Annotated in this window: 14 protein-coding genes and 1 pseudogene; 9 read left to right on the top strand and 6 right to left on the bottom strand. The window is 39.8% G+C overall.

Features of this window, described 5'->3' with window-relative positions; genetic code table 11:
* Positions 1-773: 773 nt before the first annotated feature.
* The 3 genes from ACT4_RS12645 (at position 774) to ACT4_RS12635 (ending at position 3,457) form a co-directional block, all read left to right on the top strand.
* Positions 774-1,169: a DUF2007 domain-containing protein gene (locus ACT4_RS12645; RefSeq protein ID WP_007482733.1), complete on the top strand. Its 396-nt coding sequence runs from the start codon at positions 774-776 to the stop codon at positions 1,167-1,169.
* A 409-nt stretch (positions 1,170-1,578) separates the two neighbouring features.
* Positions 1,579-2,145, top strand: coding sequence for a DUF4256 domain-containing protein (locus tag ACT4_RS12640; RefSeq protein WP_007482732.1), 567 nt, complete (start codon positions 1,579-1,581; stop codon positions 2,143-2,145).
* Between the two features lie 148 nt (positions 2,146-2,293).
* A complete protein-coding gene (locus ACT4_RS12635) occupies positions 2,294-3,457 on the top strand; it encodes an acyl-CoA dehydrogenase family protein (protein ID WP_007482731.1) in 1,164 nt (387 codons plus the stop codon).
* A 58-nt stretch (positions 3,458-3,515) separates the two neighbouring features.
* Here the strand turns inward: ACT4_RS12635 and ACT4_RS12630 are convergent, their stop codons facing one another.
* The 4 genes from ACT4_RS12630 to ACT4_RS12615 form a co-directional block, all read right to left on the bottom strand.
* Positions 3,516-4,253 carry a hypothetical protein gene (locus tag ACT4_RS12630; protein WP_007482730.1) on the bottom strand — a complete coding sequence of 246 codons (738 nt, stop codon included), beginning with the start codon at positions 4,251-4,253 and terminating at the stop codon, positions 3,516-3,518.
* A 17-nt stretch (positions 4,254-4,270) separates the two neighbouring features.
* The gene (locus tag ACT4_RS12625; protein WP_007482729.1) at positions 4,271-4,888 is read right to left on the bottom strand and encodes a hypothetical protein; all 618 of its coding nucleotides are present in this window, start codon (positions 4,886-4,888) and stop codon (positions 4,271-4,273) included.
* 115 nt (positions 4,889-5,003) lie between these two features.
* Positions 5,004-5,513: a GNAT family N-acetyltransferase gene (locus ACT4_RS12620; RefSeq protein ID WP_007482728.1), complete on the bottom strand. Its 510-nt coding sequence runs from the start codon at positions 5,511-5,513 to the stop codon at positions 5,004-5,006.
* The gene (locus ACT4_RS12615; RefSeq protein ID WP_007482727.1) at positions 5,510-6,109 is read right to left on the bottom strand and encodes a TetR/AcrR family transcriptional regulator; all 600 of its coding nucleotides are present in this window, start codon (positions 6,107-6,109) and stop codon (positions 5,510-5,512) included. The genes ACT4_RS12620 and ACT4_RS12615 overlap by 4 nt, the downstream gene beginning before the upstream one ends.
* 195 nt (positions 6,110-6,304) lie before the next feature.
* On the opposite strand from ACT4_RS12615, the pseudogene ACT4_RS12610 reads away from it, so the two are divergent.
* The 6 genes and pseudogenes from ACT4_RS12610 to ACT4_RS12585 all read left to right on the top strand — a co-directional run bounded on the left by ACT4_RS12610 (position 6,305) and on the right by ACT4_RS12585 (position 14,681).
* Positions 6,305-8,109 (top strand): annotated as a pseudogene (locus ACT4_RS12610) (acyclic terpene utilization AtuA family protein).
* Between the two features lie 18 nt (positions 8,110-8,127).
* Positions 8,128-9,009 (top strand): SDR family oxidoreductase, encoded by an 882-nt coding sequence (locus ACT4_RS12605; protein ID WP_007482724.1) that lies wholly within the window; start codon positions 8,128-8,130, stop codon positions 9,007-9,009.
* Positions 9,006-10,619 (top strand): acyl-CoA carboxylase subunit beta, encoded by a 1,614-nt coding sequence (locus tag ACT4_RS12600; protein ID WP_007482722.1) that lies wholly within the window; start codon positions 9,006-9,008, stop codon positions 10,617-10,619. The genes ACT4_RS12605 and ACT4_RS12600 overlap by 4 nt, the downstream gene beginning before the upstream one ends.
* A 97-nt stretch (positions 10,620-10,716) precedes the next feature.
* A complete protein-coding gene (locus ACT4_RS12595) occupies positions 10,717-11,874 on the top strand; it encodes an acyl-CoA dehydrogenase family protein (protein WP_007482720.1) in 1,158 nt (385 codons plus the stop codon).
* A 15-nt stretch (positions 11,875-11,889) separates the two neighbouring features.
* Positions 11,890-12,723: an enoyl-CoA hydratase/isomerase family protein gene (locus ACT4_RS12590; protein WP_007482718.1), complete on the top strand. Its 834-nt coding sequence runs from the start codon at positions 11,890-11,892 to the stop codon at positions 12,721-12,723.
* Complete coding sequence (locus ACT4_RS12585; RefSeq protein ID WP_007482717.1) at positions 12,723-14,681, top strand: acetyl/propionyl/methylcrotonyl-CoA carboxylase subunit alpha; 1,959 nt, start codon at positions 12,723-12,725, stop codon at positions 14,679-14,681. Before ACT4_RS12590 ends, ACT4_RS12585 begins: the two co-directional genes overlap by 1 nt.
* Before the next feature lie 29 nt (positions 14,682-14,710).
* Here the strand turns inward: ACT4_RS12585 and ACT4_RS12580 are convergent, their stop codons facing one another.
* Both ACT4_RS12580 and ACT4_RS12575 read right to left on the bottom strand, forming a co-directional pair.
* The gene (locus tag ACT4_RS12580; protein WP_007482714.1) at positions 14,711-15,178 is read right to left on the bottom strand and encodes a hypothetical protein; all 468 of its coding nucleotides are present in this window, start codon (positions 15,176-15,178) and stop codon (positions 14,711-14,713) included.
* Between the two features lie 123 nt (positions 15,179-15,301).
* Positions 15,302-16,231, bottom strand: coding sequence for a lipase secretion chaperone (locus tag ACT4_RS12575; protein ID WP_034605146.1), 930 nt, complete (start codon positions 16,229-16,231; stop codon positions 15,302-15,304).
* Positions 16,232-16,235 lie beyond the last annotated feature (4 nt).

Below are 16,235 nucleotides of genomic sequence, written 5' to 3'. Positions count from 1 at the left end.
GGCTAGAATTAAAAAACATAGTGGAATAAGAAAAATATTGTGCATAGTTGTAGTATATTTTGCTCATATATAAAACAAATAGCATTTAAAGAGCAAATAATGGTTTATAAATTAAGTGATCAGTTAGATCATATAGGTAATCCAAAATATCTTTTTGAAGCATATGATGAATATTTAAAGACAAATAAAATAAATTACCTGAAAGTCTACTAGTTCTCCTTGCATCTGACTGGTGGTATGGTGGTAGTGGTTCAACAGCTCCCTATTATTGTGAATTAGATAATTTTGAAATTATTGATTTTGGAAAAGAATCAGCTTATTTAATTCTTACGTTAATAAAAAAAGATCATCGAGACTACGAGGAAACTCCATTTCGACTTCGGTTAATTTATCAGGGGATATTAGAATTCAATATTCCTTGTCAAACAGATATTTCAATTAATCCTTTTATGTGGCGCTATGATGAGTTCTTATTTTTTGATCCATGGAGTAGTTATGGACATAATGAAAGAATGTTTACTCATAATATTGAATGGGTTGGGAAAAATGTTTGGTCTATTACTGCGAAATAGATTGTTGCTACATGGGAAGATCTATAAAAGAGTATTAATTTTTAAATTTAAAGAATGACTATGTCAATAAAATTGTAAAATAGACAATATAATTTTTAATTCATAAATTAATCAAAGATATAGATGAATTGAATAAGTTTATACAACATATCTTTTTACTCATTGAGCTTAAAATTTAGTTTTTTGATATTAGATATTTATATGAATTGGGTCGTCGCTGAAATCTATTCTTTTCCTTATGAGGCTCAAATCGCAAAGACTCAGCTCGAGGCGATGGCGATTCCTGCACGTATTGAAAATGAACATACAATCAATATGGATTGGTTATATTCTAACGCGCTCGGCGGTGTTCGTTTACTTGTACCTCAAGAGCATCTAAGTGTAGCTCAAAGTATTCTTGCTCAAGATTTTAGTCAAGATGTAGATCAAATTCTTGGTTCTGAACAGATTAGTTGCCCTCAATGTGGCAGTACGGAAGTAGAGCCTTATACACAAGGAAAGAAGCCAGCGTATTTAGTTTTTCTGTTGATTGGCTTTCCATTGTTTTTCTATAAGAATGGAATGAAGTGTAAGAAATGCCAGTACTTTTGGAACTAATTTATTTTAAGCATAGAGTTTTCACAATAGCCTTATATGATTTGCCAATTTGAATCAAAAGACTAGCTTTTATGGAGGTAGAGAAAAACACGCAATCGATTGATTAGGGGAGTAGCTTCACTGTGATATGTTTGATCTCGCTATGAGGTATAGTTAGATTAAAAAGATTTTAGCTGTCAGGGTTATAAGAAAATAAGTGGTTCGTTAAAAGTGAATGTGTAGTCGAGAAATAGCCATACTTACAATGATACATATTGCTGGATAGGGACGATCTTCTTTGGTGCTGTGAACATAAACAGTATTTTTAACGAAAATATCTTTTATTTGAGTGATATTTAATTCATCCTGTGTATGCTTGATTTAAGTGAATGTATACAAAGTGCTATAAAAAACAAAAAAGAGAGAAAAGATGAGCAAGAAAAAACAATTAGATAGTGTACAAACAGCAGCATTGTTGGACATATTGAAAAATCGTTTTGAACAGAATATGCAAAGACATCAGGGTTTAGTTTGGCCTGATATTGAAGATCAATTACAACATCAGCCAGAAAAGTTATGGTCACTGGATCAAATGGAAGTTACAGGTGGAGAGCCTGATGTCGTTGTGATTGAAGCTGATTCATCTGAAATTATATTTTATGACTGTTCCATTGAAACGCCGAAAGGACGTAGAAGCCTTTGCTATGATCGTGCTGCTTTGGATGCGCGTAAGGAACATAAACCTAAAAATAATGCGATTGATGTCGTTGAGACAATGGGGGTTGAACTTTTAACTGAAGCGCAATATAGACAGTTTCAAAAAATTGAAAATTTTGACTTGAAAACTTCTAGTTGGGTAAAAACACCAGAAGATGTTCGTACCTTAGGTGGAGCAATTTTCTGTGATAGCCGCTATGGTCGTGTATTTACTTATCATAATGGTGCACAGTCTTATTATGCGACACGAGGTTTCCGCTGTCGTTTAAAAATCAAATAAGCTTTGAAATTTGATATTCAATGATAAGAAATAAGATCTTTTTTAGTTATGAGTTTTGCCAAGCGCTTGCTTGGTTTGTTGTGTTTTGCTACCTTAGTGATCACTAAATATTCTAAAACAATGATCGATACTCGCTAGGAAGCAGAAAATGCAATTAAATCCAATGTATTACAATGAACAACATCAAGCCTTTGCTGACAATGTCCGTCGTTTTGTACAAAAAGAAATGACGCCATTTGTGAATGAGTGGGATGAGGCTGAAACATTTCCTAGAGAACTCTATAAAAAAGCGGCTGAAATTGGGTTATTGGGTTTAGGTTTTGATGAAGAATATGGTGGGATTCCTGATGCCGATCCTTTTTACTCACTGTTAGCTGGTGTCGAAATGGCTAAAGCGGGTTCTGGTGGTGTGCATATTTCTTTGATGGTTCATACCATTGGTGCACCACCGATTCAGCATTTCGGTAGTGAGGAATTAAAAGCCAAAGTATTACCCGATATTATTTCAGGCGAAAAAATTTCAGCATTGGCGATTACTGAACCTGGCGGTGGTTCAGATGTAGCCGCATTGCAAACCAAAGCGATTCGTGATGGTGATTATTATATTGTGTCGGGCGAAAAAACTTTTATTACTTCAGGTATTCGTGCGGACTATTACACGGTTGCTGTTAGAACTGATCCGACCAAAACAGGTGCAGAAGGTATCTCGATGTTACTTATCGATGCACATAGTGACGGTATTACCAAAACACCATTAAAGAAAATGGGATGGTGGGCTTCTGATACTGCGCATTTACATTTTGATCAAGTTCGAGTGCCAGTGTCCAACTTGTTAGGTCGAGAGAATGCAGGTTTTAAAGTGATTATGAATAACTTTAATATGGAACGGTTTTTCTTGGGAGTGGTGGCTTATGGTTATGCACAAGTTTGCTATGAAGAGGCTTTAGATTGGGCTCAACAACGTAGGACTTTTGGTAAGCGTTTAGTTGATCATCAAGTCGTTCGTCATAAATTAGTAGATATGGCAACTCAATTGACAACCACACGAGCTTTGCTTGAAGAAACAGCTTGGAAAATGACGCAGCCTCAATTGCAGGGTGCTGATCTCGTTGCTCAGATTTCTATGCTTAAGAATGTTGCGACTCGTACTATGCAGTTTTGTGCGGATGCAGCCGTTCAAACACTGGGTGGTATGGGCTTTATGCGTGGAACGAAGTCTGAACGTATTTATCGTGAAGTGAAGGTCAACATGATTGGCGGTGGTGCGGAAGAAATCATGAAAGATTTGATTAGTAAGCAGTTGGGTTATTAAAACTATTCAATACATCATTGAAAGTGCGGATAATACACCGCACTTTTTTATTTAAAGTTTATTCTAGTTCAGCGAGTTCTTCTAAAGAGATCTGACGGATTTCAAAGATGGGTTGTTTCAAAAATGAATTCAGCGTTTTGATATCAATAAACTTTATGTTATCAAGTGCAATACCTTCGATACTGTCTTTCTCAACATCGTAACGAATATCCGAAGTTTGTTCGATGAATTGTTTGAATAACAGTGGACTATCGCTTAACTCTGCAAGTGGTTTGTCCATCAAAGCTTCAAATTCATAGTCCATCGCATAAATATTGGCTTCCCACGACACATCACTAAAGTTCTCATCTTGACTCGAAATAATGCTACCAGTTTCATAACCTGTGAAATAGTCTTCTTCAGAGTTGATCCAAAGCACATAGCAAGGTTGTGTCGCATCGATTTCTAAGAGTTGATACCAGACAATACCTGAAATTTTGGCAAACTCGAAAGCATCATCTTCATTGAGTTTAGGAATTTCACCATCATCTATATTAAAAGTTTTTCCTGTTTTTTCTAAAATTAAAGCTTCAAGTTTTTCGTAGATTTCATCATTTACTTCGCCATTACCGATGTCATAGTTACATAGTTCATCATAATATAAGCCTTCGACAACCAAAGCTTTGTATGCCTTTTCCGCTTCTGCTTTATCCGTATAAATCTGTTTAATTGACCCAGTTGAAACGCAATTGGTCAGATGCCATTCATCGTTGTAAGCAAAATCATTTTGACGAATCAAGTATTGGATATTACTCATTTTTATTTCCCCTTAAGTTAAGCAATTTTAGTTTTTAATTCTTGCAATTTGACTGCACTCGGTGGTGCGGCCATCCCATTATCCATCCACAGTTCAAAACGCATTGGATTGAAAAAGAAGTCTGGACTGATATCAAAATCAATCAACTTGGCTTCGCTTTTTCCCATCATTGGCAAAATGGTATTAATAAACCAACTATTGTGCGTAATCAGTAAGGACTTTAATTGACCGGTCACTGATAATGGAGAGAGTAATGTAGCTGACAGCTTTGGGTCATCAATAACATCAGCGTGGAATTTCTCTAGGCGTTTCGCTAGTCCATCTGAGGGGATATCCTGCATTGCTGCAACAAAGTCTCCGATCGTTGGAATAAAACGATGGTGGAAATCGACCAGCAAATGATCTTTTTCACAAAGGTCTTTAACTTCTATGCTATTCCCAGCACTATTTTCAAAGTGGTGTCCAAAAATCGGAATAATCACTTCTTGCACGCCCCAAAAAGTATGCAAGATACGATGGCGATTGTCAGTGCATAGCATTTTGGTACTGTCGATCAAAGCGTGAATATCAATATAATCTTCAAGCTCGCCCCCACGACGTTTCACCGAAATATTGGCATGTTGGACTGGATTCATTTTTGCATTTTTATAATCATTGATGTTTCTGAAAAATAGCAGTTTTTTAGGCAAACGCAAATAGAATGAATGGGCTAAACGTTAAGTTATGTCGTGATTAAAATGTAAGTAGTTTTTAGAAGGCTTGATATTTTTGATCTGTCCAATCTGTATTTAAAATTGCCCAACGCTCATGGTCTTTCCATGCTTTTCCACCGACTCGAAGATATTGGCGAGAGAAGCCTTCTTTCACAAAACCTGCATTTGCGGCAAGGCGAATAGAGGACAGATTGTCTGGTTGAATATTAGCTTCTAGTCGATGTAGATTCAGTGTTTGAAATGCTTCTCTTAGAACCAGTTGAAGCCCATGTCGCATATAGCCTTGTCCTGCATAAGGATAAAAGGCTTCATAACCTAAATAGGCAGAATGAAAATAACCTCGAATAATATTTGAGATGTTAAAAGTGCCTACAATGACATCATTTTCTATTAAACAGACAAAATAACGATGTTCTTGAGTGAGATATTGTTCAAAATCGGTTGGTGGATAAGTCCAAGGTTGATGAAGTTGAATACTATTTTGATAGGCGAGTTTAATTTCTGCTAAATCATTTGGTTGAGGTTTGCGTAAATAGATAGCACTCATTTAATCGCCATTTCCCAAACCATTTCAGTCAACTCATCAATTTTGACTTTACCTTCTGGTCGATACCAAGTCACAGTCCAAGAAATAGAACCACCAACTAAACGACGCCAGATAAAAGCATCATGTTTAACTTTACCGAGTACGCGTAATTTCTCAATGACATCGAGCCAAACTTGCTCATATTCATTGCGCATTTTTAAAAGATAATCTTGTTTTTCTTTAGAAAGGGCAAACCATTCATGCACAAGTACCGCCATGGCTGCGCCAGTATCGCCAGCAATCGAAAGTAATTCAGCTTTAATTAAATGACGTAATTGCTGTTCAGGATCATTTGAGCGTTCAGCTGCTTCTTTTAAACGGGCAAAATTATAAATGATGGTTTGTTCCATCACGGTTGCAAGAATTTCATCTTTACTTTTGAAATGATGAAATAAACTGCCAGATTGGATACCAATAAATTCACCGAGTTGGCGTACTGTGGTTTTGTCATAACCTTGTTTGTAAAACAGATAGGCAGCACCTTGCAATAAACGCCCCCGTGGAGTGTCATCAAAACAAACAATTTTGGGTATTTGCTCAATTGAAGTTGCGATCATGCCGATTTTTCTATCCCGTCTCATCTAAAGTGTATTGTAACAAAATTCATTTCAAGAATTGTCTTATCTTTTTATAACAAGCATTTGCCTGTGTTTGTTTCATTTTGCCAATACAGCATATCATTATGTACTTTACAAACCAAGCACTTGCTTGGTAATGTTAAGTCGTTTTTAGCAATAACAATGAGAAAGCGCATGACAAGGGTCAAACAGGATGAGCAGAGGGTAATCAAAATAGGCTGTGCATCAGGATTTTGGGGCGATACCAATACTGCTGCATTTCAACTCGTGCATTTGAGTGACATTGATTATCTAGTTTTTGATTATTTGTCAGAAATCACCATGTCGATTATGACAAAAGCGATGATGACTGATCCAAATTATGGTTATGCACTAGATTTTGTTAGTCGCGTCATGTCGCCGCTGCTTAATAAAATTGCTGAGAAAAAATAAAAGTAATCAGTAATGCTGGTGGGGTGAATCCACTGGCTTGTCGTGATGCTTTACAAAAAATTATCAATGAAAAAGGCTTGGATTTAAAAGTTGCTGTGGTTCTAGGTGACGATGTATTACCTAAACATTCCGAGTTACTCACGCAAAATGTGCAAGAAATGTTTAATGGTGAGCCTTTGCCTGCACATGTAGCCAGCAGTAATGCTTATTTAGGCGCTGTTGCGATTCGTGATGCACTAGATTTAGGTGCTGATATTGTGATTACTGGGCGTGTGGTTGATTCGGCGGTTGTGCTTGCCCCATTATTGCATGAATACAAATGGTCACTTGATGATTATGACAAGTTGGCACAAGGTTCATTGGCAGGACATGTCATTGAATGCGGCGCTCAATGTACAGGTGGGAATTTCACCGATTGGCGTTTAGTGCAAGGCTTCGACAATATGGGCTTTCCAATTGTCGAAGTCAGTGAAGATGCTTCATTTATTGTGACGAAACCACAAGGCACAGGTGGACTGGTTTCAAATGCAACGGTGGCAGAACAAATTGTATATGAAATTGGCAATCCGCAGGCTTATTTACTTCCTGATGTGACGGCTGATTTTAGCCAAGTGCATTTAGAACAAATTGATGAAGATCGAGTCAAGGTGACTGGTGCAACAGGTCGAGCACCAACACAACAATATAAAGTTAGTGCCACTTATGCCGATGGTTATCGTGTGTTAGTGAGTTTTTTGATTGCTGGGCGTGAAGCACCTGAAAAAGCACAGACTATCGCTGATGCCATTATCAACAAATGTGAACGCGTTTTGGCCTTACGTTCTGTGCCGCCTTTTAGTGAAAAATCTATCGAAATTTTGGGTATCGAAAGTACCTATGGATCTCATTCTCGAATTCAAGAAAGCCGTGAAGTTGTGGTCAAAATTGCGATCAAACATATGTTTAAAGAAGCCTGTATGTTCTTTGCTTCAGAAATTGCACAGGCTTCAACAGGGATGGCGCCTGCATTGGCTGGGATTGTTGGTGGGCGTCCTAAAGCTTCGGCAGTCGTGAAGTTGTTCTCTTTCTTAATTGATAAAGATCAAATTAAGGTTGAAGTGGATTTTGCAGGGCAACGACATCCAGTTCAGATCCCAACAGGTTCTGCCGATCAAGCATTTGCTCAACATTCTGTGGGTGAGGTCGCAGTTTATCAGGGTGATGAAATTGAGGTTGCTTTAGTTGAAGTTGCACATGCGCGTAGTGGTGATAAAGGCAATCATAGCAATATTGGCGTGATAGCGCGCAAAGTAGAATATTTGCCGTGGATTCGCGCTGCTTTGAATGAGCAGGCTGTCGCTGAATATATGCAGCATGTTCTCGATCCAGAGAAATCAAAAGTGATTCGCTATGAATTGCCAGCTATGCACGCACTGAATTTCATGTTGGAAAATGCCTTAGGCGGTGGTGGTATCGCTAGTTTACGTATTGATCCACAAGGCAAGGCATTTGCTCAGCAATTGTTAGATATGCCAATAAAAGTACCAGCGAAATTGTTAGAAAAATAAGTAAGGGATGTAAATCAAATGGGTTATCAATCAATTTTCAGGACAGATGCATTTGCTGACAAAGTTGTGATTGTCACAGGAGGAGGCTCTGGTATTGGCCGTTGTACTGCACATGAGCTGGCATCTCTGGGTGCTCAAGTGGTGATTACTGGGCGAAAAATCGAAAAGTTAGAAAAAGTCAGCCAAGAAATTATTGAAGATGGTGGCAAAGTCCATTTCATCGTCTGTGATAACCGTGATGAAGAACAAGTCAAAAACATGATTGCTGAAGTGATTGAAAAGTTTGGCAAGTTAGATGGTTTGGTGAATAACGCGGGTGGTCAGTTTCCTTCTGCATTAGAGAATATTTCTGCGAATGGCTTTGATGCTGTTGTTCGTAACAACTTACATTCAACATTTTACTTGATGCGTGAAGCTTATAACCAGTGGATGGTCAAACATGGTGGCAGTATCGTCAACATGACCGCAGATATGTGGGGGGGGATGCCGGGAATGGGACATTCAGGTGCAGCACGTTCGGGTGTCGATAACCTAACTAAAACGGCTTCAGTAGAATGGGGGAAATCAGGTGTACGTGTTAATGCGGTTGCACCGGGATGGATTATCTCATCTGGGATGGATAACTACAGTGGTGATTTTGCCAAAGTGATCATTCCAAGTTTAGCGGGCAATGTTCCATTAAAACGCATGGGAACAGAATCAGAGATTTCTTCAGCAATTTGTTATTTACTTTCTGATGCAGCGGCTTTTGTTTCAGGTGTGACTTTACGTATTGATGGTGCTGCTTCGCAAGGGACACGCATGTATCCATTGGCAGATGCAACAAACAATGAGGCTTTTAATGGTTTCCATCGCGCATTTATACCAGACATATTTAAAACAGATGGAGAAGAAAAATGAGCATTCTCCAATCTGAAATTGCGGTGGGTAGCGAACAATATGAACAAAATCGAGAGGCTTTATTAGCACAACTTGCTGAAGTCCGTGCGGTTCAGCAAAAAAGTATTGATAAATCTTATGCGGCAAAGCCGAAATTTGATAAGAAAGGCAAAATTCTACCGCATGAACGAGTGCGTTTACTACTTGATGCAGACTCTCCCTTTGTCGAGCTTTGTGGTCTTGTCGGTTACAACATGCATGATGATAAAGATGGCTCAGAAGCGGGTGGTGGCATCATTGCAGGAATTGGATTTGTCAGTGGTGTTCGTGCTTTAGTGACTGCCAGTAATAGCGCAATCAAAGGCGGCACCATGTCACCGATGGGTGTACAGAAAACCTTGCGCTTACAAAAAATTGCACTGGAACAAAAATTGCCGATTGTCACGTTGACTGAAAGTGGTGGTGCGAACCTCAACTATGCTGCTGAAGTATTTACCTATGGGGGCATGACCTTTGCCAATCAGGCACGCATGTCTGCGGCAGGGATTCCACAAATATCAGTTGTTCATGGTAATGCTACTGCAGGCGGCGCGTATCAACCCGGTTTATCGGACTATGTGATTGCAGTTCGCAAACAAACTGAAATGTTGTTGGCAGGTCCGCCATTGTTGTTGGCGGCAACAGGTGAAGTTGCCACGGCTGAGGAACTCGGTGGTGCAGAAATGCATACCCAAGTATCAGGTGTTGCTGAGTATTTAGCTGAAAATGATGCCGACGGTATTCGACTTGCTCGTGAGATTTTAGAGCATTTGAATTGGAAGGAACAAACCACTCGTTTAGATCAAAATTATAAAGAACCGCGTTTCGCACCTGAAGAATTGCTTGGCATCATTCCTAAAGATCCAAAACAGCCTCTCGACATGAAAGAGATCGTGGCTCGTATTATTGATGATTCTGACTTTCTAGAATTTAAACAGGAATACGATGCTTTAACGATCTGTGGTTGGGCGAAAATTGGCGGAATGCATATTGGTATTATTACCAATAATGGTCCAATTACGCCGCAAGGTGCGGTCAAAGCTGCACAATTTATTCACCTTTGTGAACAGACTAAACGACCACTTTTATTCTTGCATAACACCACTGGTTTTATGGTTGGAACGGATGCTGAGCAAAATGGAATTATCAAACATGGCTCTAAATTGATTCAGGCAGTTGCCAACGCCACCGTGCCGAAAATTTCTATTGTCATCGCTGGTTCTTATGGCGCAGGCAACTATGCCATGTGTGGGCGTAGTTTATCGCCTGATTTTATCTTTGCTTGGCCGAACTCACATGTTGCTGTGATGGGTGCGGCGCAAGCGGGCAAGGTGTTAAGGATCGTTGCTGAGGGGAAACAAAAAGCTTCAGGGATGGAACCAAATCCACAAATGTTAGATTTCCTTGAGCAAAGCACCTCCATGAAATTAGAACAACAATCAACGGCATTGTTCAATACTGCAATGTTGCATGATGATGGCATTATCGACCCACGAGATACTCGTAAGGTTCTGATCTTCTTGTTACAGACCATTTATGAAGCACAGCAACGTGAGTTAAATCCAACACGTTTTGGTGTGTCGAGATTTTAAGAAATCTCCCCTAACCCCTCTTTAAAAAGAGGGGGACTCCTCCTTTTGAAAAGGGAGGCTGAGAGGGATTTATGAAATTAAATTTAAGGAAAAAACAATGAAATTTACCGCAGAGCATGATGCATTACGCCGTACAGCACGTCAGTTTGTAGAAAATGAACTCAATCCATTTATTCCTGAATGGGAGGAAGCAGGGCGTTTTCCTATTCATGAAGTCTTTAAAAAAATGGGCGATTTAGGTTTATTAGGTATTTGTAAGCCTGAGGAAAATGGCGGTTTAGGTCTCGATTATTCTTATAACCTTGTGGTGGCAGAAGAGTTAGGACGTGCAGCATGTGGTGGTGTGCCATTGGCCATTGGGGTGCAAACCGATATGGCAACACCTGCACTAGCTCGTTTTGGCAGTCAGGAATTACGAGATGAGTTTTTAAATCCTGCAATTCGTGGTGAATATGTGGCATCGATTGCCGTGTCAGAAGTTCATGCTGGTTCTGATGTTGCAGCAGTAAAAACGACAGCAAAAAAAGATGGCGATGATTACATCATTAATGGCAGTAAGATGTGGATCACTAATTCACTACAAGCAGATTTCTTTTGTTTACTTGCCAATACCTCAGATGACAAACCGCATGTTAATAAATCGATGATTATTGTTCCTGCTAAAACTGCCGGGATCAGTTTTTCAGAACCGCTCAATAAATTGGGTATGCGTTCAACGACAACAGCTCAAGTTTATTTTGACAATGTTCGTGTACCACAGCGCAATTTAGTCGGTGCTGAGGGCATGGGTTTTATGATGCAGATGATGCAGTTCCAAGAAGAACGGATGTGGGCATGTGCCAATGCCATTGGTGGTTTGGAAAATGTGATAAAACAAACCATTGATTACACAAAAGATCGTACTACTTTTGGTCAGCCGCTCATTAACAATCAGTATGTGCATTTCCGTTTTGCTGAGTTGATGACCGAGGTCGAAGCACTCAAAGCACTCACTTATCAAGCTTGTGAGCAACACATCGCAGGCGAGAATGTCACCATGTTGGCGTCGATGGCGAAACTCAAAGCAGGACGTTTAACTCGTGAAGTTGCTGATAGTTGCTTACAGTACTGGGGTGGAAATGGTTTTATGTGGGATAACCCAGCGTCACAACTTTATCGTGATGGTCGTTTAGGCTCAATTGGTGGTGGTGCAGATGAAATCATGCTCGGAATCATCTGTAAATTGATGGATATTTTGCCGAAGAAACAGAAATAAAATAGGAGAAGAAAAATGACACTTTCAACTTCTCTTACTGATCTACAGGTTGATGACAGCATCCAACTTGAACAACACGGCAGCATTTTAACACTTTGGCTCAATCGACCTGAAAGCCGTAATGCCATGAGTTTAAATATGGTCAATGCCATTCAACAGGTATTTACCCATATTGAGAATGATACTTCGATTCGCGCTGTCATTCTGCGAGGTCAAGGTGGTCATTTCTGTGCAGGTGGTGACATTAAAGATATGGCGGCATTGCGTCTCGAAGCAGCCAATGTCGGCAGTTTACAACCTTATGTGGACTTCAATCGTCGCTTTGGTGCGATGATTGAGCAGGTCGATCAGGCTCCACAAACGGTAGTGGCCGTTTTGGAAGGTGCTGTGCTTGGTGGTGGCTTTGGCTTAGCCTGTGTTTCGGATATTGCAATGAGTCGAGATACAGCACAGTTTGGTTTGCCTGAGACTGGTTTAGGTGTTTTGCCAGCACAAATCGCACCGTTTGTGGTGAAACGAATTGGACTGACTCAAGCACGTCGTTTGGCATTGTTAGGTTCACGCTTTAATGGTGAAACTGCACAGAAACTAGGGGTTGTGCATGATGTGGTACATGATGAAACTGAACTTGAGCAGTTACTCAGTGAGACCATTCAACACATCAAACGTGCTGCGCCGTTGGCATCCCGAAATACCAAAGCACTGTTACATCGTACTTTGAACGAACCTTTAGAGTCTTTACTTGATGACGCTGCACAGCAATTTGCGCAAGCAGTCGGTGGAGTAGAGGGGCAGGAAGGTACGATGGCATTTATTCAAAAACGTTTACCAACTTGGACTGAACAATAATGAAATTTTCAAAAGTTTTAGTCGCAAATCGTGGTGAGATTGCTGTTCGTGTGATGCAAACCGCTAAAGCGATGGGTTATCAAACCGTCGCTGTGTATTCAGATGCCGATGCCAATGCTCGTCATGTTCAGGTTGCTGATGAAGCGGTTTATATTGGTGAATCTAAAGTTTCAGCATCTTATTTATCGATTGCCAATATTATTGCTGCGTGTCAAAAAACAGGCGCAGATGCCGTACATCCGGGTTATGGCTTCTTGTCTGAAAATACCGATTTTGCTCAGGCTTGCAGCGACAATGGCATCACTTTTATTGGGCCAAATGCTGCTGCAATTCATTTGATGGGGAGTAAACGCTTATCTAAAATTGCCATGATTGAAGCAGGTGTTCCTTGTGTTCCGGGTTATGAGGGAGATCAGCAAGAGATTGAATACTTGGCTGAGCAGGCTGAAAAAGTTGGTTTTCCTTTGATGGTTAAGGCCTCAGCGGGTGGTGGTGGTCGCGGTATGCGACTGGTTCATCAATCTGCTGATTTACTAGAGGCATTAAAAACAGCACGTTCAGAAGCAGAAAATGCCTTTGGTTCTGGTGAGCTGATTATTGAAAAAGCCGTGATTGCGCCGCGTCATGTGGAAATCCAAGTCTTTGGCGATATGCATGGCAATTATGTCTATCTATTTGAACGAGATTGTTCGATTCAACGTCGTCATCAAAAGGTTGTCGAAGAAGCACCTTGTCCAGTAATGACGCCTGAATTACGTCAAAAAATGGGTGAAGCAGCAGTTGCTGCCGCGAAAGCTTGTGATTATATCGGCGCGGGAACGGTTGAATTTTTGTTGGATCAATCTGGCGAATTTTATTTCTTGGAAATGAATACGCGTTTACAGGTTGAACATCCTGTCACTGAGATGATTACGGGATTGGATTTGGTAGAATGGCAACTCCGTGTTGCCAATGGTGAAACTTTACCACTGCAACAACATGAACTGACTTTAAATGGACATGCCATCGAAGTCCGTTTATATGCAGAAGATCCGCGTCAGGACTTTTTGCCGCAAACAGGCAAAGTATTACGTTGGCAACCTGCTGGCTCTGATGGAATGCTACCGAATGTTCGTATTGATCATGGTATGTTAGAGGCGGGCGAAATCAGTCCGTTTTATGATCCAATGGTAGCGAAGGTGATTGCTTATGGTAAAACCCGTCAAGATGCGATTCGTTTATTAGCGCGTGCAGTAGATGATTGCGTACTACTTGGTGTAAATAGCAATAAACAATTTTTGGTGAATTTATTACGTCACCCTATTATTGTGGCTGGCGATACCAATACCGCATTTATCCAACAGCATTTTCAGGATGATGTGAGCTTGCATCAACAAGTTCCAAGCATTGAATGTCTGACGATTGCAGCAACATTATTTGTACGACACAAGGCTTTAAAAACAGCATGGCAAACAGGTATTGCAACGCCGTTACCATTAAAGTTGAAATGTGCAGATCAACAATTGTCACTACAAGTCGAGATGGATCAGCAGCAAGTCACCGTGCGCTTATGTGATCAACACTGTACGATTCAGGTTGTAGAAATAACTGATATTCAGATCATCTATAACGTAGATGGTGTGCGCCGTAAATTGAGTTATGTACTTGATCACAATCAACTCTATTTAGATGCCGCAAATGGTAATTTAGTGATTGAAAATATCACTTATGCCGCGCCTGAAGCTGCTGAAGTGGTGGGTGATGGTAAAATTCGTGCACCGATGGATGGAGCAATTGTGAATCTATTGGTCAATGCAGGAGACACGGTTGTTAAGGGGCAAACCTTATTGATTTTGGAAGCCATGAAAATCCAGCAACAAATCAAGTCGGATGTGGATGGGGTTGTGGATGAGTTGATCGGGCAAATTGGGCAGCAAGTGAAAAAACGACAATTGTTGTTGAATGTCTCAATTACATAAAAGCGAATAATTAAAAAGCTAGGCTAGACCTAGCTTTTTAATAGCTTCTCTACTGCTTTTAAGGAGTTGCTGGAGTTACCTTTTAATTCTTGAGTTGCAAACTCTGCTAGAGCTTGCTCATGCGCTAGTAAATATTGAAGAAACACTTGAGTTTGAGTATCCGCATGTTGATTCATTCGCTCAAAAGTTTGCATAAAAGGTTTTGTACCCTGTTTAAGCAAATGCATTGCAACTTTCCAAGGAAGTTTTGCCATCGCAATACCAGAGGCTTTGGCTTGTAATCTAATATGTGGTCGAATTTTTGCTGTTTGACTATTTTGAATCAGAAATTGCTGTAATTTGTGTAAGGTTTGAGTTTCTAATTGGGCCAAAACTTGCCACTTATGTTGTTGCTCATTATTACGACAATGCTTTGCTGCATTAATAAAAATCAATTCACCTAAGATTTCTGATTCTAATGCGATATTTAAGTCATGTTGAAATTTGGGGTAATTCATTCCATTGATTTCCAAAAAGATATGATCGGTATATCACAAGCTAATTTATCAAATATTAGCAGTATAGGAAAAAATGGAATGCGGCGAAATAGTCGCCATCCAAATGACTGGATGGCGCGAAAGCTAAGGAAACATTTTTAGTCTTAAATTTTCTAATCGTGTTTCATATTGCTGTTGCCATTCAGTGTTTGAAAGCTGAGTTTTTAATGGCTCCATATCTTGTTGTAATTGTTTTAATGCTTGTTGATATTGATCAACTTTTTGCTGCTGTTGGCCTTCACGTTGTTCTTTAAGTTGCATATCAACTTGTTCTTGTTTGGTTAAATAACGCTCTTGTAAAGTCTGCTTTAATCGTTCTGTTTCAGCAGGATTACTTGAGTTTTGATTGAGCAAACGTAACGCTTGTTCATATATGCCAATTTTACTTTCCTGTTGAACTGCATCTGGATATTGTTGCTGTAATTCATCAAAGGCTTTAAGACGTTGTTCCGTGCTAAGGCTCGAATTATTTACCAAGTCATTGTAAGCAAATCGGTAATCTGCATATTGACGTTCTTGTCCAAAACCAAGTTTGGCTTCGGCTTGTCCTAAAGTTTGTTCTCTTAGTTTCCAGATCTGATTAAAGCGTTCCTTAGGCGATAAGCTTGTTGAGAGAACTGTACTTTGCATTTGTTGTTCATATTGCGGCATACGCTGTAATAAATTTTCAACTAAATGCGCAAATTTTTGATCAGGATAATTGGCTAAAGCTTTGGCAAGCGCAGCATTGCAATCCTGAACTTTACAGCTTGCTTGAAAATCAGTTAAGAACTGAGTGATATTTCCTGGTTGTTGCTGCAATAGATGTAATTGTTTTGATAAAGATTCTTGAAGAAGTTCATCCTGAGTTTGATTTTGCATCGTCTCATTCGTTGAATGTTGTGATGAATCTGTAGAAGCTATTGTGGATTTGGTTTGCTGGATTGCAGCGGAAGAGGCGGTGCTCTTCCAAACTACAATCCCGACCAAGACCACTAAAACAATAATTATTGTCAGTAATAGTCTTTTGTTCATACCG

It is taken from the genome of Acinetobacter sp. NBRC 100985 (assembly GCF_000241225.1).
In the GTDB taxonomy this organism is placed as follows: domain Bacteria; phylum Pseudomonadota; class Gammaproteobacteria; order Pseudomonadales; family Moraxellaceae; genus Acinetobacter; species Acinetobacter venetianus.
This window is presented reverse-complemented; position numbering and strand designations above follow the sequence as displayed.